At 51.5% G+C, this 21,984-nt stretch carries 19 protein-coding genes and 2 pseudogenes; 12 read left to right on the forward strand and 9 right to left on the reverse strand.

Features of this window, described 5'->3' with window-relative positions; translation table 11 throughout:
- Positions 1–325 precede the first annotated feature (325 nt).
- Together E8L22_RS12435 and E8L22_RS12440 are read left to right on the forward strand one after the other, a co-directional pair.
- Positions 326–1,855, forward strand: a complete 1,530-nt coding sequence (locus E8L22_RS12435) for a sigma 54-interacting transcriptional regulator (RefSeq protein ID WP_136513149.1) — start codon at positions 326–328, stop codon at positions 1,853–1,855.
- Positions 1,856–2,299: 444 nt separating this feature from the next.
- A pseudogene (locus E8L22_RS12440) lies at positions 2,300–2,683 on the forward strand (tyrosine-type recombinase/integrase); the annotation flags it as partial.
- 98 nt (positions 2,684–2,781) lie between these two features.
- On the opposite strand, the gene E8L22_RS12445 reads toward E8L22_RS12440, so the two are convergent.
- From E8L22_RS12445 to E8L22_RS12485, 9 genes are all read right to left on the reverse strand, one after another.
- On the reverse strand, positions 2,782–3,909 hold the full coding sequence (locus tag E8L22_RS12445; protein WP_136525474.1) for a carboxymuconolactone decarboxylase family protein: 1,128 nt from the start codon (positions 3,907–3,909) through the stop codon (positions 2,782–2,784).
- 115 nt (positions 3,910–4,024) lie between these two features.
- Positions 4,025–5,008 carry an aldo/keto reductase gene (locus E8L22_RS12450; RefSeq protein WP_136525475.1) on the reverse strand — a complete coding sequence of 328 codons (984 nt, stop codon included), beginning with the start codon at positions 5,006–5,008 and terminating at the stop codon, positions 4,025–4,027.
- A gap of 82 nt (positions 5,009–5,090) precedes the next feature.
- Complete coding sequence (locus tag E8L22_RS12455; RefSeq protein ID WP_136525476.1) at positions 5,091–5,942, reverse strand: aldo/keto reductase; 852 nt, start codon at positions 5,940–5,942, stop codon at positions 5,091–5,093.
- Between the two features lie 31 nt (positions 5,943–5,973).
- Positions 5,974–7,209, reverse strand: a complete 1,236-nt coding sequence (locus tag E8L22_RS12460) for a multidrug effflux MFS transporter (protein ID WP_136525477.1) — start codon at positions 7,207–7,209, stop codon at positions 5,974–5,976.
- Between the two features lie 138 nt (positions 7,210–7,347).
- The gene (locus tag E8L22_RS12465; RefSeq protein WP_136513143.1) at positions 7,348–7,968 is read right to left on the reverse strand and encodes a flavodoxin family protein; all 621 of its coding nucleotides are present in this window, start codon (positions 7,966–7,968) and stop codon (positions 7,348–7,350) included.
- A 23-nt stretch (positions 7,969–7,991) separates the two neighbouring features.
- Entirely contained in the window at positions 7,992–9,179 is a 1,188-nt protein-coding gene (locus tag E8L22_RS12470; protein WP_136525478.1) for an iron-containing alcohol dehydrogenase, read from the reverse strand.
- A 66-nt stretch (positions 9,180–9,245) separates the two neighbouring features.
- Positions 9,246–10,073, reverse strand: a complete 828-nt coding sequence (locus E8L22_RS12475; protein ID WP_136525479.1) for an SDR family oxidoreductase — start codon at positions 10,071–10,073, stop codon at positions 9,246–9,248.
- 34 nt (positions 10,074–10,107) lie between these two features.
- Positions 10,108–11,088 (reverse strand): aldo/keto reductase, encoded by a 981-nt coding sequence (locus tag E8L22_RS12480; protein WP_136525480.1) that lies wholly within the window; start codon positions 11,086–11,088, stop codon positions 10,108–10,110.
- A gap of 595 nt (positions 11,089–11,683) precedes the next feature.
- The gene (locus E8L22_RS12485; protein ID WP_136525481.1) at positions 11,684–12,580 is read right to left on the reverse strand and encodes an AraC family transcriptional regulator; all 897 of its coding nucleotides are present in this window, start codon (positions 12,578–12,580) and stop codon (positions 11,684–11,686) included.
- A 247-nt stretch (positions 12,581–12,827) separates the two neighbouring features.
- Here E8L22_RS12485 and E8L22_RS12490 point away from each other — a divergent pair, with 247 nt between their 5' ends.
- From E8L22_RS12490 to E8L22_RS12530, 10 genes and pseudogenes are all read left to right on the forward strand, one after another.
- Entirely contained in the window at positions 12,828–13,352 is a 525-nt protein-coding gene (locus E8L22_RS12490; RefSeq protein WP_136525482.1) for a flavodoxin, read from the forward strand.
- A gap of 30 nt (positions 13,353–13,382) precedes the next feature.
- Entirely contained in the window at positions 13,383–14,189 is an 807-nt protein-coding gene (gene larE, locus E8L22_RS12495; RefSeq protein WP_136525483.1) for an ATP-dependent sacrificial sulfur transferase LarE, read from the forward strand.
- A gap of 167 nt (positions 14,190–14,356) precedes the next feature.
- The gene (locus tag E8L22_RS12500; protein WP_136525484.1) at positions 14,357–15,337 is read left to right on the forward strand and encodes a DUF362 domain-containing protein; all 981 of its coding nucleotides are present in this window, start codon (positions 14,357–14,359) and stop codon (positions 15,335–15,337) included.
- Positions 15,338–15,340: 3 nt separating this feature from the next.
- Positions 15,341–15,991 carry a nickel pincer cofactor biosynthesis protein LarB gene (gene larB / locus E8L22_RS12505; protein ID WP_136525485.1) on the forward strand — a complete coding sequence of 217 codons (651 nt, stop codon included), beginning with the start codon at positions 15,341–15,343 and terminating at the stop codon, positions 15,989–15,991.
- A 23-nt stretch (positions 15,992–16,014) separates the two neighbouring features.
- Positions 16,015–16,806: a nickel pincer cofactor biosynthesis protein LarC gene (gene larC, locus E8L22_RS12510; RefSeq protein ID WP_281282964.1), complete on the forward strand. Its 792-nt coding sequence runs from the start codon at positions 16,015–16,017 to the stop codon at positions 16,804–16,806.
- A 559-nt stretch (positions 16,807–17,365) separates the two neighbouring features.
- Positions 17,366–18,268: a TnsA endonuclease N-terminal domain-containing protein gene (locus E8L22_RS12515; protein WP_136525487.1), complete on the forward strand. Its 903-nt coding sequence runs from the start codon at positions 17,366–17,368 to the stop codon at positions 18,266–18,268.
- The gene (locus E8L22_RS12520) at positions 18,247–20,403 is read left to right on the forward strand and encodes a DDE-type integrase/transposase/recombinase (RefSeq protein WP_136525488.1); all 2,157 of its coding nucleotides are present in this window, start codon (positions 18,247–18,249) and stop codon (positions 20,401–20,403) included. Before E8L22_RS12515 ends, E8L22_RS12520 begins: the two co-directional genes overlap by 22 nt.
- A complete protein-coding gene (locus tag E8L22_RS12525) occupies positions 20,381–21,052 on the forward strand; it encodes a hypothetical protein (RefSeq protein WP_136525489.1) in 672 nt (223 codons plus the stop codon). The genes E8L22_RS12520 and E8L22_RS12525 overlap by 23 nt, the downstream gene beginning before the upstream one ends.
- 14 nt (positions 21,053–21,066) lie before the next feature.
- Positions 21,067–21,204: pseudogene (locus tag E8L22_RS22020) on the forward strand (TniB family NTP-binding protein); the annotation flags it as partial.
- Between the two features lie 189 nt (positions 21,205–21,393).
- Positions 21,394–21,963: a hypothetical protein gene (locus E8L22_RS12530; protein ID WP_246044632.1), complete on the forward strand. Its 570-nt coding sequence runs from the start codon at positions 21,394–21,396 to the stop codon at positions 21,961–21,963.
- The last annotated feature ends 21 nt before the right edge of the window (positions 21,964–21,984 follow it).

Consider the following 21,984-nt stretch of genomic DNA (forward strand, 5'->3'; position numbering starts at 1 on the left):
TTATAGCCGCAAAGTTAAAAACCAAATATGACAAATTGCCATTGCCTTAAATTGCGCGATCTGGTAAATCGTTAAATATAACAATTGTTGGGCAAAACAAAAACACACCCACACGTGTAGAGGAGTTACCGGTTGCAGATCTCCGTGGGCTACGAGCTCATCTTCACCCCCATCAAGACCAGCGGCCCCCTCCATTATCGGTATGACCAACCAAGCTGGCTGTTGTCACAAGATATTGGTTATTGCTGGGCAATTTATCTAACAACAGGACAGAAAGTCCTCCACCGGCTCATGAGCAAGTCGGTTTAGCGGAGCTCACATCGTTATGGCAGTCAATAAAGATGAATTTTTCAGAGAGGTTACCCTCAAGATATGCAGCAGCCTGGACATCCGGGTTGCCGTGAAACGCGCATTTGACTACTTGCGGGAGCATTTCCCCTTGGATGAGATTTATCTCGACATCATGGACAGCCAACTCGGAGCTATCCGGCGGATAGCACACTTTGCGAACAGTGACGGAGAGGCGGCAAAAGAGATCGTGCCGTTGCCGGAACTTGTGTGGGGGTGGGGCCAAAAGCTTTCAGGACCACTAATTATGGATGCCCGAGCCTTAAGCGGTCCTGCAAAAATGATTAGTGAGCTTGTCGAATTAGCTGGGAATTCAGACCTTGTCCTACCCCTCCGTGTAGAAAACGAATTAATAGGGGTTCTTGCTTTACGAGCATACGGTGAAGGCAGATACAATCAAGGAGATGCAGAGCTTCTGTCTACGGTGGCAGATCCGTTTGCATTAGCACTAGCGAACGCCCTCTCTTATGGAGAGGTGCTTCGTTACCGGGATACCCTTCTGGACGACAACCGCTTCTTGCGTAGCGAATTGGTGCCCCGTTTGGGGGACGAAATCATCGGGGGGAATTCAGGACTGCGAAATGTTATGGAGATGGCTCAGCAAATCGCTCCACTTTCCAACACGGTTCTCCTGATGGGGGAGACCGGGACAGGAAAAGACGTCATTGCCAACGCCATCCATTTCGCCTCTTCGCGCAAAGATGGCCCATTTATCAAGGTTAACTGTGGCGCCATTTCCGAGAGCCTTATAGACAGCGAACTCTTCGGTCACGAAAAGGGAGCCTTCACTGGGGCTATTACAGAAAAGCGCGGACGTTTTGAACGGGCAGATGGCGGGACCATCTTCCTGGATGAGATCGGCGAACTGCCGCCCCAAGCACAAGTGAGGCTTTTGCGCGTGCTACAGCATAAAGAGATAGAACGAGTAGGAGGAGATCGGGCAATCCCTGTTGACATCCGCGTGATCGCTGCGACGCACCGCAACCTAGAAGGTATGGTGGCAGAAAACCAATTTAGGGAGGACCTTTGGTTCAGATTGAACGTGTTTCCGATCATCGTGCCGCCGCTCAGGCAAAGAAGAGAGGATGTCCCAGCCCTCGCACGGCATTTCGTAGAGGTTAAGTGCAGGGAATTTGGCATCTCCTCCCCCCCTGCCATTGCGCCAGGCGTGTTGGAAAGAATGATGAACTACTGGTGGCCCGGGAATGTTAGAGAGCTGGAAAATCTCGTGGAGAGAGAACTGATCCGGTACAGAGGCGGTCAATTGAAATTTGATTCACTGCTGCTGGACGAAAAGAGTGCAAAAACACCATCCATAAGTGAGGAACTTACCGGGGGGGCAATAAATCTTGATGAAGCTATGGCTGCGCATATAAGTAAAGTTTTGAAAATGGCAAAAGGAAAGGTCCATGGTCCTGGAGGTGCAGCAGAACTACTCGGCATTAACCCTAACACTTTAAGGGGGAGGATGAGCAAACTCGGCTTAAAATATGGGAAAAGAACCTGATAGTGGTAGATGAATTTACCTACCTCCGTTTACTGGCCGGTAAATTCACGCCACAGTTTTTGTTGCCTAATGCCAGGAAACGACTGTAAGCCGTGTAATCAGAACCTCGTATTGTCGTCTGGCTTGCCGCCGGCCAGAAGTATTTTGACAGCTCTAGGCGCCTTGATTATTGTAGTTTCCTGTTCATGTCCAACAGTTGAAGGCTCATCTGCTTTTCGGCTTTGTTTGATGCAGGAGCGGCTCTTCAAGGGGTAATTAGCGCCCGAGCGGCCCCTGAAAGGAACCTGCACACATGGTTCAAATTCTTCTTTGCCGCGTCAATCGTAATGGCATTGTTTTTACGGTCGGCTTCCGTCTCCAATAAGCTTTTCATCACTTCCTCCGTCACATCAGTTTCATTGGTGACTTGGTTCATCGTGCGTTGCAGACAGGGTAACTAAGACCCAACGACAGGCACTTGTGAATGCATCTACAGCAATAAGAGATAAGGCCATTATTGCCTTGGCGGTAACCGCCCTTTTACATCGAACAGAAATTGCCAACATTGACATCGAGGACATAACCTGTCACGGCAACACGAGTATCGTGACCATTCGACACAGCAAGGGTAGCGAAAATGAGCGTATTTCGATAATTCCGGAGGCAATGGAACATATCAGTAATTACCTCAAGAGCCTTGAGCCCTTAAATGCATTATTGCCGCCCAAATCAGCACGAAATGCTCTCTTTGTTGGTTTGGAAAACAGGAATTTTGGCGTACTGGATGGCAATGACCGCCGCAACTGCCGAACCAACTATGACGTAGAAGCTCTGCCATGTGGAAAGTAATGGAGTGAATGCCTGGCTCACGCTCGTTTTGTCAACCCACGCGTTGGCGTTCATTTTGTACCGCGTTCTCTATAGCCGTCATCGCTCGACTGATTTGATCACTTCGGCAACCGGGTGTATGCCTCGTCGGACACCGGCACAAGCCATTCGGTGGAACCGCCCTCTGCGGGGACTTCTACTGCCACATGGGAGAACCAGCTATCTTTAGCCGCTCCATGCCAATGCTTGGTTTCTGGTGCAATATTAACCACGTCACCGGCCCTGAGTTCCTTCGCGGCTTTTCCCCATTCCTGATACCAGCCGCGTCCGCCAGTGACGAGCAATATCTGTCCCCCTTTGTGATGGATATGCCAGAAATTGCGGCACCCCGGCTCAAAGGTCACATTGCCTATAAACGTCCTTTCCGTCGACAACATCTTAAGATAGCTTGTGCCGGTAAAGTATTTGGCATATTTTTCGTTTTTCTCTCCGACAGGGAAAACACCGCCATTGCGGAGATCACTGTGTTGCTGACTCATGTTCTTCTCCTTTTGGAGGTTCGCAGTAGCCTCGACGTTATCCATAACAGGACGTTCTCCCACCGGTACTTGCTTTCTGGACGCTAGAACGTCCTCAAAAACCACTACAGCGTTCTCCGCAACCTTCGGGCCGCACTTTGTCCTCAGAACACCGATAAGATCCCGCAGTTGTTCTGGGGACAGGCCGTTGTGAAGAGCGATAGCCAGATGTCCACGCAATTGGGGATTAACGCCCTCGATATTCGCCAAAGCCGCCACCGTCGCCACCTCACGGTCCTGCCAAGTCAACACATCGCGCTGAAAGATATCGCCGAAGAGGTGGGCCTTCAAGTATTGGTCGATCGCCGGGGCAAAATCAAAAACAGGGCCTGTCACAGGTTGTCCCACTAGCCTGGTCTGGTTTTCGGTGCCAAATTCGAGGCTGTTTCGCTTCGTTGGCAGAGGACTTGATTCCCTCCCCTTCTCGTCCCTGATACCTTCTTTTTCTCGCTCGTTTATGAGAGTCATGAAGGTGCCAATGCCGTTAAGGCTTCGGGGAAAGCCGGCGTAGGCGTAAAGTTGGACCAGGATTTCCTTGATCTCACTAACCGTAAGCCCGGCATCGAGGCCATCACTTAGCGCCACTCTTAACTTGTCGAGATCGCCGTTGGCAGTGAAAGCAGCGATGGGGATCATTGCCCGTTGTTTCGCGTTTAGATGGTTTTGCATGGTCTGCGCCTCCGATATACCAGTGATCAACATCGCGATACAAGTGGATGCTAGGATAAGAAGTGGTCTCATGTCCCTCATTAACTCCTCAGCGGCCCGGGGGCTGTCATTTCAGTTAGCGCCCCACCCTCTTCTGCAGGTGGGCAGGGTATCTATCGCCACGCACCTCTATTTTTGCTAAGGCACGCGCGATGGTGCCGAGATCCGTAGACGACAGCTCAACGTCGGCTGCGCCAAGATTTTCCACCAGACGTTGGAGTTTGGTGGTACCCGGTATCGGCACAATCCACGGTTTTTGCGCCAACACCCAAGCTAGAGCAACCTGGGCAGGTGTCGCTTGTTTATCAGCCGCAATTTCCTTTACGAGGTTGACCAGTGCCTGGTTGGCATCAAGATTCGCAGGTGAGAAACGCGGGACGATGCTGCGAAAATCTGAGCTGTCAAAGGTGGAGTTTTTGTCAAAGCGACCGGTTAAAAAACCTTTGCCGAGCGGACTGAAGGGCACAAAGCCTATGCCGAGTTCCTCAAGGACAGGCAGCAGTTCGTCTTCAGGCTGTCGCCACATCATGGAATACTCGCTCTCGACCGCTGTTACTGGTAGGACCGCGTGGGCGCGGCGGATGGTCTCGACGCCGGCCTCTGATAGGCCGAAATGCTTCACCTTCCCCTCGGCAATCAAGTCTTTTATCGTGCCGGCAACCTCCTCGATCGGGACATTGGGGTCAACCCGGTGCTGGTAGTAGAGATCAATGGCCTCGACCCGGAGTCGTTTTAACGACCCCTCGGTGACCTCACGGATATACTCCGGCCGGCTGCAGAGAACCTGTCGGTTGTCTGTGCGCCCGAGTTCGAATCCGAACTTTGTGGCGATCACCACCTCTCCACGCAGAGGTGCAAGGGCCTCGCCCACGATCTCTTCGTTCTCCGCGCCGTAAATCTGTGCTGTATCGAAGAAGGTCACGCCTCGCTCGGCGGCCGCGCGTACCAGCTCAATAGCCTGCTGCTTGTCGGTTGCCGGTCCATATCCATGACTAAGCCCCATGGCACCGTAACCTATGGCTGAGACTTCCAAATCCTTTCCTAGCAATCGCTTCTTCATGGCTATTCTCCTTTAACATCGCTCGAGCAGAAACGGTTATGGCGCCCCGTCGAGGCGATGAGCTGTTGTGGGGTCCTATGTGTTAGAGATCGAGTTTTCGTTCACCCAACCACTTGACCATCACAGGGTCGCGGTGATCGAAGAAGCTGCTCTGTTTCTGGTCCAGGGTCGCGATTGCCGCCATGTCCTCGACGCTGAGTTCAAAATTGAACACATCGAAGTTTTCCCGGATGCGGTGAGGGTGCACCGACTTTGGGATTGAGACTACGCCACGCTGGATCAGCCAGCGAAGTACAACCTGCGCGATACTTTTGCCGTATTTCTCGCCGATGGACCTCAACAGCTCGTTGGCGAACAGATCGTTCTTCCCCTCTGCAAATGGCCCCCAAGATTCGATCTGGATGCGGTTCTCCTCCAGGAACTTTTGGGTCTCGACCTGCTGGCAAAACGGGTGGGTTTCGATCTGGTTAATGGCAGGTATCACCGAGTTGTGGACGACGAGGTCCATGACCCGGTCCGGGTGAAAGTTGCTGATACCAATAGCCCTGATTTTTCCGGCCCGGTAGAGTTCTTCCATTGCCCGCCACGAGCCGTAGACGTCGCCAAAGGGCTGATGGATCAGATAGAGGTCCAGGTAATCGAGCTGCAGCTTGTTGAGAGATCTTTCAAAAGCCTGCTTGGTGCTATCGTAACCAGCATCTTGAACCCACAGCTTTGTTGTTACGAAAAGCTCCTCTCTGGTAACGCTGCATTTCCTGAGCGCATTGCCGACAGCTTCCTCGTTCATGTACGCAGCCGCAGTGTCTATCAGTCGGTACCCCGCCTCGAGGGCATCGCAGACGCTCCGCTCACACTCCACTGAGTCGGGCACCTGAAAAACGCCAAAGCCCAAGATAGGCATTTCTACGCCGTTATTCAGAACAACTTTTTTCATGATTGAAACCTCCCTGTGACGCACACCGTTTTCATTTTCTAGAGGGTAACAGCAACACAATCGACAACAGGCAGCCGACGCCGCTCAGCACAACGACCAGCCCCAGCGGCCAGGGAGTGCCGTCCGCCCACAGTCCAACGAGTCCAGAACCAAAGATGCCACTTCCGTACTGAACAGCACCCGTCAATGCCGAGACGGCGCCGGCCCGCTGTGGGAAATCGGCCAGTGCGCCGGTGATAGAGTTGGCGACAATGAGTCCCGTCGTGGAAGCGAACAGAAACAACGGCATCACGAGTCCCCAAAGCCCTCCCAGACCGCTGTGCGCGGCGAACCCGGCCCATATGCCAGAGGCTGAGGCCGCAATGGCTCCCACCACGAGAATCCGGTCATAGCCGAAGCGCCCAATCAGCCACCGGTTCACGATGTTGGCCCCCATTATACCGATGATCCCCATGCCAAACAGCAGACCATACAGGCGAGCAGGGAAATGGTAGTAGCTTATGTAGACAAAGGGTGTGCCCGCAACGTAGGCGAACATACCGGCATACAGAAAGCCACCCGCTCCCAAATACCCAAGCAGCCTGCGATTCTGCAGCAGCTCAAAATAGCTGAGAAGCGCCTTACCGAGCGGATCTTTGTTGCGGCTGCTTAGGGGCAGGGTTTCGGGGATGGTGCAAAGCGCCCCAAGGGTAAAGAGCCCGACTGCAACCAAGCACCAGAAGATCGCGCGCCAACCCGACATCGAAACAATCTGCCCGCCCAACAGGGGTCCTACCAGGGGCATGACGGCCATCACCGTAATCAGCGTGGACAGCATCTGAGCGGCTTTAGTCCCCTGGTAAAGATCACGCACCATGGCACGGGAAAGAGCAACACTTGCACAGGCGCCCAACGCCTGCACCACCCGCCATCCGATCAACGTCAGGACATCGTTGGAGAGTGCACAACCAATTGAGCCGAGCACGAACAGGATCAACCCGCTGCCGATAGCCAAGCGACGACCGTAGCGGTCGCTGAGCGGCCCCCACAACAACTGCCCAAAGCTGAATCCGACCAGATATCCAGAAATGGTCCACTCTATCATCCCGGTATCGGCGTGCAGGGAGCTAGTCATCAACGGCATGGCGGGTAGGTAAAGGTCAGTCGATATAGATGCGAAACCCATCAAAAGGCTGAGCACGCCGAGCACATACCATCCCGGTCTGGGTTCCTCAAAAACTGAAACCTCGCTATCCACCCACAAATCAAGTTGATCCACGTCTTCCATTTAAAGCTCCTAGGCTAAAGACGTAACCCCGTTGCAGTCCGCCGGTTCCGGTTCGGGGTTACGTCTTTTGTGCCTTTGATGGTTCACATGCAGTAGTTGTTGCTAAGCCGGCTGTTCGCCGGTCCTTTTCCCTTCTACCTAATGCAGCTCAACTGCAACTTTCGGGAAAGGAGCAGCGGCAGAGGCTGCCGCAGTGCCCCTGGCAAGCCAGGCGATGGTCTGGCCGAGATGCTCCATATTTTGAATAGCCTCTGCGTCTTCATGCACCTCTTCCTTGGCACAGCCCACGCCGAGATTCCAGTAGAGGGAGCCAGGCACGATCATCGATGAGGTGAGGAACATGTGGTTGATGGTGTCGAAAACGTGCGTCCCCCCACCGCGGCGCACCGCCACCACTGCAGCACCGATCTTGCCGCTGAAGGCGCCGCCATTAGCCAAGGCAACGAAGCCTGCCCGATCAATCAGGGCCTTCAGTTCGGAGGTGACATCGGCGAAGTAAGTCGGCGAGCCAAGTATGATCGCATCGGCGGCGAACATCTTTTCGATCACCTCGTTCATGCCGTCGGTTTCTATGGCGCACTTGCCGTTCTGTTTCTCAACGCACTTCATGCAGGCTATACAGCCCCTAAGGGGCTTCCCGCCGATACGCAGGTACTCAGTCTCCCAGCCGGCGGCTTCTAACGGCTCAAGAGTCTTCTTGAGCAGGATTTCTGTATTGCCGCCCGGTCTGGGGCTGCCGTTTATCGCAATTGCTTTCATTTCATTATCCTTCTACTTTGGCTTTAGAATGCCATCTGCATGATTTGAAGCGCCTCTTCCTTACCAATCGATGTCAGTATGCCCAGTTTCCCGTTTTCCACAGCTTTGGCTGCCATCATCTCAAGGTCTTCTTCCTTTACCCCTGCCTCGCGCAGGTTCGCCGGCATCTTGATGACGGAATAAAAGGCTTCGAGCTTTCTAACGCCTTCTTCTGCCGCTTTAGCATCGTCAGCTTCACGGACATCCATCACATTGCGGGCGAACTTTGCGAAGACTGGCAGGTGCTCCGGAGCTGTAGTCATGGTATGACGCATCCAGGCTGGCGTCAGCAGCGCAAGAGTGACACCATGGGTCATGTCGTACCTGCTGGAAAGCTCGTGCCCCATCCCGTGCAGCGGGAAGGGAAATCCAGGCTTACCGAGCACAAACTGGAATCCAGCCAAGGCCATAGAACTGGCCCACATGATGTTGGCACGGGCGTCGTAATTCTTCGGGTTAGCAAGGATCTTCGGTGCCTCCTCCAGAACCGCCTTCATGACCCCCTCGTTCATGCGATCCTGAACGGTCGTCGCGGCCTCAGGAGTAAAGTATTGCTCCATCAGGTGGCAGAAGATATCGGCGACTCCGGCCATCGAATGATATTCAGGCACGGTATAGGTGTACTCGGGGTCAAGGATGGAAAACTTGGGATTGAGTAGAGGATGCAGGACGACCTTTTTCTTGTGATCGTCGCCAACGGTGATGACACCCCCCATATCCAGTTCCGACCCAGTTCCCGCCATGGTCAGGATAGTCGCCAGCGGAGCAACGGCAGCGATCTTTGACGAGATGCCCGATTCATCGACGAAAAGATCCGTCACGGGGCCATGGTATTTCACGCCGGCAGCGATGGCCTTGCAGGCGTCCAGGGTCGACCCGCCCCCTACTGCCAGGATGAAGTCACAGCCACTTTCACTGTAGACCCGAATCCCTGCCTCGACGCTTTCGATCCTCGGGTTGGGTTGGATCCCGCTCAGTTCCACATGTGCGAGGCTGGCCTTGCGGAACTGCTCAAGAATCACCTCGTAGATGCCGTTTTGCTTAATGCTCCCGCCGCCATACGCCAACAGAACCTTGGATCCGCCATGGTTCTTGATAGTTTCACCGAGGACCTGGATTTGGCCCTTTCCGAAATAAGCCGTGGTGGGAATACTGTAAACGAAGTTATTCATGTTGATTCTCCTGTTCATTATTAGTGGTCTACAAAAATATCTTGGTGGCTACCGGCAAACGTTCCTTCACTTTGGAGCTAGTTCGCCGTACCAGTAAGCAGCGGTTACACCGCCATCCATGAGAAAATCGCTGCCGGTGATGAACGTACCCTCCGGTCCCATCAGCAGGGCTGCGACGGCGCCCACCTCGTCCGGAGTGCCGATACGCCCAGCCGCGGAAAGTTCGATCATGCGCCTGTACCCGGGGCCGCGGGGGCCGGCCAATTCGTCCTTAGCAAGAGGTGTGCAGATAATGCCGGGGCTAATGGTGTTGACCCGCGCACCACGTTTGCCCCATCGCACCGCCTCTGCCATAACCCGTAGCGAATTACCGCGTTTAGATAACTGATAAGCATTAAGCGGGTCGGTCACCACATCTAGCTGAAGCATGGGCAAGGCGAGCAATTCTTCGGTCGGTGTAGTTGCCAGAGCCTTGTTCTGTTCAGGCGACAGTGCTGGAAGGCGGTGTCCCGACTGAGAGGCTATCACAATGCCCGCTCCGCCAGGGGCGATGACACGGCCGAATTCTTCGAGCACCAGTGCGGTGCCATAGAGATCAACCTTCAGGATCGTCTCCGGAGCCGCCTGCGTAGGGGACACACCTGCAGCATGAACGACTCCGGCTATAGCGCCAATCGCTGTTGCAGTTTCGACAAGTGCGTGGACCGAAGCACGAGACGAAACGTCAACGGTTGCGGTGCTCACCTCGAAACCGGCATCGCTTAGGACTTTCGCTGCAACCTCAACATTTCCCTGCCGCAAATCTGCCAGCAGGACGTGTTTGCCTGCGCCAACCCGCCGAGCGATAGCTTGACCGATCAATCCAGCACCAATGACTACGATGACGTTCTTCATAATTGACTCCTTCATTGAGCAATGCCTGACAGGCTTACTCCTCTGAGAGTGACAGCAACTCCTTGGAAAGCCGATCTCCTTGAATGGAGATGCCGGCGAGCCGCTCTTCTATCTCCTTCAGGTCGGCCGCAGTCAGCGCCAGATCAGCCGACTTGATGTTGTCTTCGATGTATTCAAGCTTGTCCATCCCGGGAATGGGCACGATGAACGGCTTTTGAGCCAGCAGCCAAGCCAAGGCGATCTGCACTGTGGACGCGCCTTTGCTGCGGGCAATGTCGTTCAACATTTCAACCAGAGGCATGTTGGCCTTAAGCGCTTCATGGGTGAAACGCGGGAAAGAAGCCCTGAGATCTGTTGCGCTGTCGAATTTGGTGTCCGGAGTAATGGCTCCTGTCAGGAAGCCTGTCCCAAGGGGGCCCCAGGGGACAAACCCAATTCCCAGCTCTTCACAAACCGGCAGCACCTCCTTCTCCGGTTCTCTGGTCCAGATCGAGTACTGATTTTGGACCGCGGCCACCGGTTGAACAGCATGAGCGCGGCGGATGGTGTCTGCTCCCGCCTCAGAAAGCCCGAAGTATTTGACTTTTCCTTCCTGTATCAGCTCTTTTACCGCACCGGCAACATCCTCGATTGGGACGTTGGGGTCGACCCGGTGTTGGTAAAACAAGTCGATATAGTCCGTTCTCAGCCGTTTCAGGGAAGCTTCAAGGACTTTTTTGATATGCTCGGGCCGACTATTGAGGCAGCCCTCCTCGGAGATCATGCCAAACTTCGTGGCAATGATGACCTTCTTCCGGAAGGGCTCCAGGGCCTGACCAACCAACTCCTCATTGGTGAAAGGGCCGTACGCCTCTGCAGTATCAAAGAAGGTGATGCCTTTTTCGTATCCAGCACGAATGACCTGAACTCCTTCGCTGATATCTACCGCTTTCCCGGTACCAAAGCTGAGGTTCATGCACCCCATGCCAATAGCGGAAACTTCAAGTCCATTGTTGCCCAATTTTCGCGTTTTCATTTTTTTCTCCCTGTAATCATAATTCCGACTGTTGAAATTATAAGTTAACTGCCACCGACTCCGTTACCCCGATCCTGCTTGATATTTGCACGATTCTACGATTTGTGCCTTTTTACTAGAGGCATTACAGCTATCCCCGGATGCCACCACGACCTAACACCGTCGAATTATTAGCCTGTTAGAAGACTACACGACGCTCGTCATTTTCCACTTCCAAGCCAGGACATTGCCTTATTGCCCATGGCCTTTCACTATTTAAAATATACATAAGTTGCAGACAGGGGGATATTTCGATCCTGTCTCATTTTTGCCTGATCGTCCGAATCGTTATAAAAAGTCATGCGCAGGGGAGAGAATGTGGCAATGGGAGGTCGCAACTACGGGGGGAGCGCACTACAGCTAGAGTCTCGGTTTACAAACAATTGCCCGGAGGCTATGGAGGCGAATGGGCTGGTCAGCCTAAAGAGGCCTACGGCTTTGAGCGAAAGAGGATACGGAGGAAAAACGGCAGGACAGCAAGTACACAAAAAATGGAGAGACCTCTGCGGTGTCCCTCCATCCGAACCGCCCCCCCTGCTCAGAACATTTGAGGTACTTATGCTGCTGCAGCGGTCTGCCGCATTCGGTTAATGTCCCTCAGCGGAGGCGCACCAAAGACGCGGCCGTACTCCCGGGAAAACTGCGAAGCACTCTCGTACCCTACGTTAAAGGCTGCCGTTGTAGCATCGAGTCGCTCGGCCAGCATCAGGCGCCGGGCCTCGTTCAGGCGCAGCATTTTCTGGTATTGCAGCGGGCTCATGGCAGTTAGGGTACGGAAATGATGGTGGAAAGTCGAAGTGCTCATGTTGACTTTGCTCGCCAAATCTTCGATTCGTAATGGGCTGCTGAAATTCCCCTTCAGCCAGTCGATCGCCCGGGCTATCTGACTGCTCTGGCTGCCAGTTGAAGCAATCTGACGTAACCGCTCTCCCTGATCCCCCGTCAGGAGGCGATAGACGATCTCCCTCTGGATGACTGGGGTCATAATGGGGATATCCATAGGATCATCAAGCAAAGCAAGCAATCGCTCAAAGGCCCCGATCAGTTGCGGCGTGACCTCACCGGTCGCCATACCACGACTGGTTTGTTGAGCACGCGGTTTAGGGAGGTTGGAGTCGAGCATCAGTTGTGAGACCTCCCGCAAGTCGAGTTTCAGCCTGAGTCCAAGGTAGGGCTTTTCAGGGCTCGCCTCGGTTACCCTAACCAGCGTCGGTATATGAACAGCCGTGATCAGGTAGTGCTCGGCGTCATAGACCAAAGACTCTTCACCAAACTGGACCACCTTTGCTCCTTGAGTCACAACACATACGCTCGGCTCGTAGATGCCGCTTACCGGCTCGGAAGGTTCCTGCCGCCTAAACAGCGCAAGACCGGGGATCGCAGTGGTGTGCTGCTCGCCATGTTCGGTCCATCGAGCAATAGTATCGTTTAAAGACTCCATCTTCTTTTCCATAAGGTCCTCCATTTTCTGCATTTACTTAAGTGGTTACCTAATTCCAAACTCTGCCCACATGTTACTCCCCCCACATACAGCTTTCAACAACATACAGTGCATCAAGCGGATTGGGCAATAATACAACAGAATCGTGATATTACTGCGCGATGTTCCTGAGGTAATATCACTCTGCACCAAAGCCGGGACCCCGACGACCTGGATGATACTCGGGTGGTGCACTAAACAAATGGAGGGAGAAGCCCACATGGACAAAGGAAAAATCTTGATCGCCTACTATTCGCGCGCCGGCAACAATTATGTCGGCGGTGACATCGTCAATCTGGCAGTTGGGAATACCGAGGTTGCCGCTCAGATCATCCAAAAGCTCACCGGTGCCACAGTACATAAAATCGATACGTTAAAAAAATACCCCATTGACTACCACGAGACGACGGAGGTCTCCAAAAAGGAACTAAAACAGAATGCACGTCCGGAACTGTCTTCGCACCTGGAGGATGTTTCGGGGTATGAGGTGATCTACCTCGGGTTTCCAAATTGGTGGGGAACCATGCCAATGGCCGTCCTCACCTTTTTAGAAGAGCATGATTTCTCAGGAAAAACCATCGTGCCATTTTGCACCCACGAAGGTAGTGGAATGGGTAGCAGCGAGAAGGATATTCGGAGGGTTTGCCCCGGTGCAACAGTCATGCGGGGGCTACCCATCGTGGGTGGCTCTGTTCGCTCCGCGGAGGACCGGATCCGGGAATGGATCGGGCTTCCACGCCGCTAGAACCAAAAGTACCACTTTATGGGAGATCCGATGCTTCAGAAATATCAAAACCTCCTTAACAACCTGCGCACCATGCAACGCGTAATTGTGGCCTTTTCGGGGGGAGTTGACAGCACCCTTTTACTCTATGCTGCTCGTGAGGCCCTTGGCGACGAAGTTCTAGCCGTGACTCTTGCCCCTCCTTACGTTCCCCAAGCCGAGGTCCACGAAGCAAGAAAGGTCGCGGATCACGTGGGAGTCCGGCACCTCGTTGTCGACCACCCCTTCCCTGAGGTGATCCGCAACAACCCGCCTGACCACTGCTACCTGTGCAAGCACCACCTGTTCTCTTTACTCAAGGGAATGGCAACGGACCTTAGGGCCAATGATGTACTGGAAGGGACCAACCTCGACGATCTAGACGATTATCGCCCCGGCTTCAAAGCGCTCAAGGAACTCGGGATCAAAAGTCCACTGTTACAAGCAGAGCTCACCAAAACTGAGGTTCGTGCGCTCCTAAGGACATTCGGGCTCCATGGATGGGATAAACCGGCAAAAGCCTGCCTCTTGTCTCGTTTGCCGGTTGATAGGAGAGTTGACGAGGCTGAACTACGGCGGGTTGAAGCAGGAGAAACTCTGTTGGCACGAGCGGGTTTCCCCTCCGCACGGCTGAGGAGTCACGGAGCTATCGCCCGTATAGAAGTCGCGGTGGAAGAAATTCCTGCACTGGTCGCGGCCTCCATCGAGCAATCTGAGGGACTTGAAGAAGCTCTGAGGAGTCTAGGATACCGTCACGTCACTGTAGATTTGGCAGGTTACCGTATGGGAAGCATGAATGCTCTCCCAACCACACCGTAGTACACCAATTTAGTGCACGACTCGCCAACAACAGCACTATCGGGCAATGATTGCGTAGGATCAGGCTAACCGTTTCCATTTTTTTCGCACATAGTGTGATGACAAGCAGCCGCTTCCACCCATGTCTGTTTCAATCTGCACTGCTGCTATTCCCCAGGAGGTGTTACATGGCCAAAGATATTTCTCGTCGTCGGTTCCTACAAAACGGTGCTCTCGCCCTCGGAACAGTTGCCGTTTGCAACGTCCCTGGGATGCGCTCAGTTTTTGCGGCCCAGGAAGAAAGGGCTCCCGTCTTCTTTACTCAAGAGATTACTCCCGAAAGCTTGGTGAAAGTGTATTCCCGGATAAACCGAAATATCTCGGGGAAGGTTGGGATCAAGATGCACACCGGCGAACCGCACGGTCCCAACATCTTGCCTAAAAACATTGTGAAAGCCCTCCAGCAGACCATTCCCAACAGCAATCTTGTCGAGACCAATACCCTCTACAAGGGAAAAAGATTCACCACGGCTGATCATCGAGAAACCATCAGGATCAACGGCTGGGATTTTTGTCCAGTTGACATAATGGACGAGAACGGGGCGACGATGCTCCCGGTGCGTGGAGGAAAGCACTTCAAGGAGATGTCCATGGGCAAAAACCTGCTCAATTACGACTCGCTTGTGGTGCTGACACATTTCAAGGGGCACGCCAGTGGCGGCTACGGCGGTTCTCTCAAGAATATTGCCATAGGTTGCGCTGACGGGACCATCGGCAAGAAAATGATCCATGGTGCCCCTGACAATGTTCGATATGAGCTCTGGCTCAAGGGCGAACCTTTCCAGGAAAACATGGTTGAGTCGGCTAAAGCCACCATGGATCACTTCGGGAAAAAGATTGTGTACGTAAATGTGATGCGCAATATGTCCGTGGACTGTGACTGCGCCGGCACCAGCGCAGCCCCGGTAAAGGCACACGATCTTGGGATCCTGGCATCTACCGACCTACTCGCACTGGAGCAAGCCTCCATCGACATGGTTTACCGGTTGCCTGAGGCTGAACTTCACGACCTCCGGGAACGGATCGAGTCACGTAAAGGCCTACGCCAGTTGTCCTATATGAAAGAATTGCGGATGGGCAATGACCGCTACGAGCTCATCAGGATTTAAAAGATGAATAACATTCTCTTCGACCACGGCCGTACTGCCCGCATTGGGCTCCCAGAGGCGGTTTTCTGTGAGGGGAAATCTAGGGAAGCACTCATTGAACTGCTGTCCCGGTTCGTCAAGGGATCAGGACAGCCTGTTCTTTTTACCCGGCTGGCCCACGACTTGTTCGCTGAACTTCCCGAAATGATCAGATCCGGCTACGATTATCACCCCCTTTCGCGCACCGCTTTCGGGACGGCTCTGCCAATGCACCCCGAAGGTAAGGTTGCCGTGGTATCTGCCGGGACAGCCGATGGCTCAGTGGCTTGGGAGGCAGCCCGTACCCTTACCTATCTTGGGATACGCTGCGACGTTTACGAAGACTGCGGAGTCGCCGGCCTGTGGCGACTAACTGAGCGACTGGACGAAATCAACGCTTGCGATGCGGTCATCGTTATTGCCGGGTTGGATGCGGCGCTACTGAGTGTTATGGGTGGGCTCACCGCCAAGCCGATCTTCGGAGTCCCGACGTCGGTCGGGTACGGAGTGGCTCGCCAAGGGCAGGCTGCGCTAGCCAGCATGCTTTCAAGCTGTGCGCCCGGGGTGGGAATCATGAATATCGACAACGGGTACGGAGCGGCCTGCGCCGCGGCAAGGATCATCAACGCATTATGAGGAGAGGAAAAATTACAAACCATATGGACCGCCACCATAACCACAGCCATGCAGGAGAGCACTACCATGCCCACTTGAAGTATGGTGAAACAGTCTTGACTGTACGGGCACATTCCGGTCTGTCTGGAGACATGCTGGTGGCGGGACTGATGCGGGTTGCCGGACCTAGCGACGAGGAGATCGATCGACTGCTCGCCGCAATTCTACCTGAGCTGACAGGAACACTACGCCTTACAAAACGGAAGGTAAACCAGGTCACAGGTTGGACTGCTACTGTTGCACTTCCCGAGGAGCATCAGCACCGATCGCTACGCGATATCTGCACCGTCATCTCCCAAAGTGGCCTCACCGATCAGGCAAAGCAGTTGGCCACAGACGCCTTCACGCTGCTAGCTCGAGCCGAGGCTGCGGTCCATGATAAGAATCCGGAGGAGGTGCACTTCCACGAGGTCGGAGCCCTAGATAGTATTCTCGACATCTGCCTGGCCGCGGAGCTGTTCACTCGCCTTGCTCCTGGACGTTTCGTGGTAAGCCCGCTGCCGCTGGCCGACGGTCATGTAACCTGTGCCCACGGCGTGCTGCCTGTTCCTGCTCCCGCAGTTCTTGAGCTGTTGGAAGGCGTTTCTGTTTGTCGATTCCCCGGGAACGGCGAAACCATCACACCCACGGCGATTGCGCTGCTACGAGCATTCGGCGCCATTTTCGGGGGATGGCCCGATATGCGCGTGGAGAGGCGAGCTCTCGTTTACGGCAGCCATGATTTCCCGAGCGCCCCCAATGGGGCAATCTTTGCCTTTGGGCCCACAAAACAATAGCTGCGTGATGGCCTAGGTGCAATGCCCCCCCCTCACAAATCCAATCATTATTTGGTTCGCAAGCGCCCTCTTCTTCCCTGCCCAAAGTGAACCTTCACTGACATAACTTTCGTTCGGCAATGCGAACGCACACAAACAAAAGCGGCGCCCCCTTCCCTCCTTCGCCCCACGTGCCTTCCCTCTTGGAAATGAACAGTATTTATGATCGAAGGTCACCTCGAATCCCATACCAAGAGCCTTAAACAAGTCCACTGTTGAAACCTAAAGTACCGCTTAGATGATCGCGGCGTAGTCGCCGGTCGGGCCCAAGCGGCAACTCTTCCTATCGCTCAGCTTATGACGCATATCTTAACTTCACCTTAGCGTAACTGTACGCTAAGGTGAAGTAAATTCAATATGTTACGTTGCTTTCCACATGAAATATTGTATAATAGTGCTATGGACAGAAAACCTAGATAGAAGGTTGCTGAATGTTGACAGGAGAGCGGAACGGGGTCTAACACCGAGCACATAGACAACTCGGTAGCAGGGAGTTCATTTTGTCTTGGGGGAATGGACCATGGCTAGAAGAAAATATGGTCTTAATGAGCAGAAAATCCTGAGATTTATGAAGGAAGGTAGAGGGACGGGAGTTGGACGCAACTACAAACCCTGGTTCACAGTTTCGGATGTCCCCTCTCGCGGAAGGAGTCATCGCGTATTTTGGTCAATAACCGAACGGACTCACCATCTTCTCAGCGACACCGAATATCTTGTATTCCTCCATCTTATTTGGGGCTCGGACCTACTCGAAGACATGCAGGGCGAATTACAGTTGCCAGGAGAAGGGACGGCATGGGTGGACGACATCAGGGAACAATTTCCCCTGCCGAGAAGGGCCACAGTTCGCATAGCGAAAATGCTGGGCATTAGGCATCCCATTGATCCGCAATCAAAGGCTTTATGGGTGGTTACAACAGATTTTGTGGTCACTATCAAAAACCAAGGTAAACCACTGATGGTAGCAGTGGCAGTAAAGACAAGCGACGCTTTCGCAAAACGAAGGGTTTTCAAAAATCTTGAAATCGAGAGAATGTATTGGGAAGGACGTCACATACGTTGGTTTGTAGTATCTGATACCCAGGTAAAAACCAGAGTAGGAAGGAACCTTAAATGGATATTTGACGGGAGTTCTTCACCTAACTGCATCACTGACTCTGACAAAAAAATTTGGCAAATGCTGGCTAAAAGAAAAAATTCGTACCCTTATGTCCCGATCAAAGAGATATGCAAGTCGATCGATCAGGAACTGTCTTACGCTGAAGGAACAGCGCTTGGGACTCTGCGCCGGCTGTTAGGTTGGAAACTCATAACAGTTGATCTCCATGTGCGCCAGATACAAGATCTTCCCATACGACAATTCTACTTCCTTAACGCCATCGGTGCAAAAGGCGGTGCAATATGTCAGAGCGACACTTCTTAATAGTTCAAAACATGGTCCTAAAAATAGGTGATTCAAAGTTCAGAGTTGTATATATCGAAGTCAATAAAATTTGGGTTATTAGACTGGATAATGATGATTGGGCGGTGCCTTATGACCCAGTAATATTACAGACACAAGTAGATTGCGGGGATATAAAAATAATCCCAGACCCATTCGCCGAACCGGCATGTATTGATGAAAGCAGTCAATCATACAAAGTCGAAGTGAGACGATTCGAGTTACTGAAGAAGTATGTCACTGATATTAAGAAGCTTGTTTATAAACCCGAACGCATTCGGATCATTGTATCACTGCAAAGTACAAGGCAAACAGCGACTCATCTGATTAAACAGTACCTCAAACGGGGAATGAATCAGAATGCGCTCCGGCCAGATTTCTCTAATTGTGGGGCCAAAGGCAAAAGAAACCCAGCCGTAAATTGGAAGAAAATTGGGGCGCCACGAACGATTAGCCCAGGTACAGGCATTAATATTACCGAGGAGGTCAGAAAACAGCTTCAGTTAGGCGCAGACTTATGGTTAGTATCCAAAGATGCAACTCTTAAAACAGCCAACGATCTGGTTATTGAGACATATTATTCAAAAAAACTTATTGATCCAAATAGTGGGATTGCAGGGTTCAAGACAGAAGAAGATAAAAAACCGACAGTAAGACAACTTCAGTATTTTATTAAGACTGAGTACCCTGAGGAGTACACACGTCGCAAACGCAATGGCGAAGTCCAGTATGAGATAAATGAAAGAGCGATCCTGGGATGGGCTGATTGCACGGTACAGGGCCCAGGGGATGAATTCCAAGCCGATGCAGCCGTTGCTAACATCCCATTGGTAAGCCAATTCGACCGACGAAGAATAGTCGGATATCCCGTGATTTATCTTACGACTGACACTTTCAGCCGGTTAATAACAGGAGTAAGCGCTGGTTTTGAGGGTCCTTCATGGCCTGGCGCAATGATAGTCCTCATAAATATGGTAACTGACAAAGTAGAATTTTGCAGAAGATACGGAATAACAATTATAAATAGGCAGTGGCCATCACAACATGCACCTAAACTATTACTAGCTGACAAAGGTGAATTATTCAGCGTTAAACTAGGTCAAAACATAGTTAACAATCTTGGAGTCGACATAGACAATACACCGTCTGGACGACCTGACTACAAGGCATTTATTGAAAGAAGGTTTGGGGTGGTGAAAACTGAATTTCGTTCCTTTGCCCCCGGATACGTAAAACAAGAATTTAGTACCGTACCTAACATGAAAGATTCACGATTGAAAGCTATTTTGAACATCTACGAGTTTATGCAGGTACTAATACGAGCGGTGTTAGTTCACAACATGACACCAATAAGAAATCTTATACTTCCTCCTGAGATGGTTGCAGAGGGACTGTCCGCGACGCCGTTAGACCTATGGAACTGGGGTATTGCTAATCGCTCGGGTTCCCTTCACCAATTGAGTGTTGAGAAGACGATGATTAACGTAATGCATAGGGATCACGCTAGGGTCACGAGTAAAGGCATCTTTTATCGTGGAGCGTATTACAAGTCTGACACGAGCATCAGGGACGAGTGGTTCGCTAAGGCTCGCCGCCACGAATGGACAGTCGAAATCGGAATAGAACCGTCCAATCTGGGGAAACTGCTCCTTTTCGACAAAAAACTGCCACGAGGTTATGAGTTATGTGAATTGATTGAATCCAATATCGATCATACCTTTAAGACTCTCTACGAAATCGAAGAGTTGGAGATGGCAAAAAAGAAGAATAAGGCGGCAACAGAAGATAGGATACAATCGGAACGCATAACACAAGAACATGAGATAAGAAACATCATATCGTCAGCTGTAAAAATGAAACAGCAACTCCCGGACACACGGTCTAATACACAAAAGTTAAGTGGTATCAGAGATAGTCGGAATGAAGAGAGAGCAGCACAGCGCAATAATACTTCAATTATTACAAACCTAACTGTTACTGACTATGATGAAGATAACAAGAAAATATTGATGCAAGAAGATTATTCGACTTTTGAGGAAGATATTTTAGAGCGCCTGAACAAGGAAAAGGATAGTCGTGATCAGGAGGCAAACCATGACCGTTCCAAAAAGAAATGAATATCCTCCAAACATGGTAGTTGCAGAGTATAAACAAGCAGAGATACTAAAACAACAAGGGAATCCCCTCATCGAGGCCCTGCGGATCAGTGATCGAATAACTGACATAACATCATCATTTGGACATTACCCTGACATGTCACCACAGCTATCCGACTGGGGACGAATGCAAATGGCCGATTTGCTCGACCAGGAATTTTTCCAGCCGCTACCCTATCACTTTGAGGTAATCCAACAGTTATTTTTATCAATAACCTCTGGATACACCTCAAAAAACCCTGCATCGAAGGAATATAGAAAGTTACTGGTAGGATACTACAGAAACGTAAGAAAAGGTGAAATACTGCCGCTCTATCCCTGGCAACCACCGAACCTACTAGGTTTTGCTCTGCTCGGGTCATCAGGAGTAGGAAAATCCGTAGTGATAGAAAATGCTTTAAAATACATTCCGCAAGGAATAATCCACCCAAAACACAAACTAGCACAGGTTGTATGGATAAAACTGGATTGCCCAGGCGATGGATCATTAAAACAGTTTCTGCAGTCGGTTATTAAAGAATTCGATAGAATTTTGAGCACCGATTATTACGGTGGTTACAAGCGTCTTGGTACAGATGGATTAATCCAGGGGTTGGGTTCCTGTCACTAAACCACCACCTCGGCATACTAGTCATCGACGAAATTCAAAATCTTTTGGATGCCAAAAGAAACAGTGATGCAGTCTTATTGAACTTCTTAGTGTCCCTGTCGAACGCAATTCGTCTTCCTATCGTAACAATTGGAACTATAAGAGCTATGGAATTGTGCCAAATGGCATTCAGACAAGCTAGACGTACAGGTCCACCTTTTATATGGGACAGGTTGCAGAGAGATAGCAAATTATGGTCTTTGTTACTGGAAAACCTTTGGAGGTACCAGTGGAGCCAGCCAGTAATTTTATCTCAGGAACTATCTGATAAAATGTATTTTCATACGCAAGGAGTTCATGCCTTGGTCGTACTATTGTTCAAACTGGCTCAGATAGAAGCTATTCGTAATAAAACAAGTATAAGCATTAAAATAATTGATAAAATTGCGAAGGAAAGGTTTGTGTTATTAGAGCCAATGTTGGATTCCATGAGGAGATTTACACAGGGCCCACTTGAGTACGAGAAGCAGTGTATGAAAAAAGAGGCAAAGCTTTACGAAGATCTTCTTTACAAGGTTACTACACAACCAGGTGTACCCATATCCGAACAACCACCCGTTCGCTCGAAAAGTCGTGAATTGGACCTCACCTTTAAATCATTAAAACAAATGGGATACGAAAAGTCACTATTTGAACCTTTTGTGCTTTCGCTGTTTGCTCAAGACCCGAGCCTAACGGCAGATATAGCTGTAAAGGAATTCATGGTTGGAGTTGAAGAAGCTGATCCCCAAAAGCCCCCCACCAGGCGCTCATTACAGGAGATCACCGAAGCTGCGATAGCCTCGGGAAAAACCCCATTGGAAGGGTTGCAAGAAGCCGGGTTGTCACCGAGGAAGAAAATGCACGTAGGCTCGAGGAGACGTAAGACTTAAAATTTCTCGGAGGACAGGGAC

This window comes from Geomonas ferrireducens (genome assembly GCF_004917065.1).
Taxonomy (GTDB): Bacteria; Desulfobacterota; Desulfuromonadia; order Geobacterales; family Geobacteraceae; genus Geomonas; species Geomonas ferrireducens.